The 1,465-nt window shown below is 65.1% G+C and carries 3 protein-coding genes; all 3 read right to left on the reverse strand.

The genetic code is table 11. The features are described 5' to 3' along the window. Positions 1-15 precede the first annotated feature (15 nt). Positions 16-294 carry a type I-E CRISPR-associated endoribonuclease Cas2e gene (cas2e, locus tag MJ783_RS13835; protein ID WP_239310847.1) on the reverse strand — a complete coding sequence of 93 codons (279 nt, stop codon included), beginning with the start codon at positions 292-294 and terminating at the stop codon, positions 16-18. After that, a complete protein-coding gene (cas1e, locus tag MJ783_RS13840; RefSeq protein WP_239310848.1) occupies positions 291-1,283 on the reverse strand; it encodes a type I-E CRISPR-associated endonuclease Cas1e in 993 nt (330 codons plus the stop codon). Before cas1e ends, cas2e begins: the two co-directional genes overlap by 4 nt. 1 nt (position 1,284) lies before the next feature. Next, positions 1,285-1,465 (reverse strand): type I-E CRISPR-associated protein Cas6/Cse3/CasE (locus MJ783_RS13845; RefSeq protein WP_239310849.1); only part of this gene is annotated, 181 nt, incomplete at its 5' end.

Genomic DNA, 1,465 nt, shown 5'->3' on the forward strand with positions numbered 1-1,465 from the left:
CGCTGACCTGCGGCTTTAGCGGCGTGGACGGGCAAACAGTATCAGTCCGTCGTAGTCGACGGGGTAGCCTCGATCGCGGCCAGCGGTGCGGACGGTCCAGCCTTGTTCGTTGTTGGCTGGTTCGATCATGACTGCCTGGCCGTCGTTGACGCGAGCGGTCAGGACGGTCCAAAGTCGGTCGCGGACCCGGGCGCTGGGGTTGCCGACGAACACACCGGCCGTTATCTCGATCATCCATCGGGTGAGGTGCCCGCGCAGGCCGTCGGCCACTGCTATGAGGACGATGACGGTCACAGCGGCGGCCGGTGGTCGTCGATGTCCGGGCCTGTGATGCCGAGAAAGCTGACGTCATCCCAGCTGTCGACCATGTCGATGGCCCAGTTGACCCCGCCGGGGACGCGGTCGTTGACCTCGTCCCACAGGTGAAGTTCATCTTGGTCGTCGATATCCGTTCCTTCGCCGAGAAGCAGATCTTTGATATCGCGGACAATGCGGGCCATGAGCTTGCCATCGGCGACGCGGTCGCGGAAGGCGGTCCGGATGTCACGTTCCTCGGTTCGGCCAGCGGCGGCGAGGTCGAAGGCGAGCGGAACCGTGTATTCCGCCTTGTAGAGATCCGCTATGTCGAGGACAAAGGAGGTGGCTCCGCCGGTGTGGACGAATCCGAGTGCCGGGCTGGCTCCTATTCCTACGACAGCGGCGTGGCATATTCCGTAGAGGCAGGTGTGTCCCGCCGACAGGAGCCGGTTGATGTCGTCGCCGGCGGCGTAGGGTTCACCTGGTTTGTACGCGCGTCCGGACCATTCAATGCCGGTGCGTTCCGCGTGCTGTCGGTAAATTTTCTTGACGCGGGCGCCCTCCCGGCCACGGAGCTGTTGCATCGTGGCTTGGGATACGTCTTCGTCGGGGAAGCGTTTGCCGTACATGCGTCGCGCGACACCGAGGCGTTCCTTGGTGCGGGTTACCAGGTATGCCTGACGGAGGAGCAGCCCGGCGCCTCGGCTGGGTCCGAGACCGGCGGCGTACATGCGGACCGCGCGATCGCCGACCCAGCATACGGCGGTGCCGGAGTCGGCGAGCAGCCGGACGGCACCGCTGGTGATTCGGGTTCCCGGGCCGATCAGCAAGCTCGCGACAAACGCGGCTGGAACCCTGACGGTACGTTCGCGGGTCACGAGCACGACGGCGTTGTCGTCCCGATCGATATGGCATTTCTCGACATACAGGGTGGAGACGCGGTCTTCGATGCGATGGAGGTCCTGTGGGTTGGCCAGCCACCACATGTCATCCGCCGGTTTCGGCTGGCGGCCGGTAGGCGGCGAGGGTGAGGAGGCCGCATCCATAGGCTTTGGCGGAGCCGACGCCGTGCGTCAACGTATGGCGGGCAAGAGCCGGATCAGTCACTCGCAGCGCTCCGTCAAAGGTTGCGGTGCTCAGCACGACACGATGGCCCCGGGTGCTGGAT

This window comes from Protofrankia sp. Cj3 (assembly GCF_917627355.1).
Lineage (GTDB): Bacteria > Actinomycetota > Actinomycetes > Frankiales > Frankiaceae > Protofrankia.